The sequence below is a fragment of the Sulfolobus sp. B1 genome, from assembly GCF_007050195.1.
Taxonomy (GTDB): Archaea; Thermoproteota; Thermoprotei_A; order Sulfolobales; family Sulfolobaceae; genus Saccharolobus.
In genome coordinates, this window is record NZ_QIMI01000372.1 from 1 (window position 1) to 539 (window position 539).

Consider the following 539-nt stretch of genomic DNA (forward strand, 5'->3'; position numbering starts at 1 on the left):
TAAGTAATAATATGCCAGATCCAGCTTATGATGTAATGGCTTTCGTTTATGCTGCTATCGGTGGCGCAGTAGTAGCTGTAGCTGATCATGTAATTGGCGATATAATCTACTTGCCATCTCCAATTTACCCCATAGTTAACCCACCAGTTTGGTTAAGGATAGTAGCCTTCTTCGTGACTGTAGGATTAATTAGAAAAATAGGCTCTGGAATGTTCGCTATGGGAATATATGACATAACTAGTGACCTCCTTCACTTCGGATTTGGAGGCGAACCATTATGGCTAATAGAAGATATACTAACGGTCTAATGGCTGATATAACAATATTCTTAACGAACAGAAAGATCTTTGGCATAGGTGCAGGTAAACTATCTGCCTTACTTGCAATAGTAGAGGGGGCTATATTAGGATTCTTCTTCTCCTTTGTTCATCCCTTCTTCACTTATGGTTTCTTCGCCCCCTTAATTTTCGGCTTCGCTCCGAATGCTCAAAGAATATTGTTCCTATTCATCACTTACGTGCCGGGAGATATAATAATTG

At 39.9% G+C, this 539-nt stretch carries 2 pseudogenes; both read left to right on the top strand.

The features are described from left to right. Nucleotides 1–308 (top strand): annotated as a pseudogene (locus DMP16_RS10755) (hypothetical protein); the annotation flags it as partial. Further along, nucleotides 278–539: pseudogene (locus DMP16_RS10760) on the top strand (hypothetical protein); the annotation flags it as partial. The pseudogenes DMP16_RS10755 and DMP16_RS10760, both read left to right, overlap by 31 nt.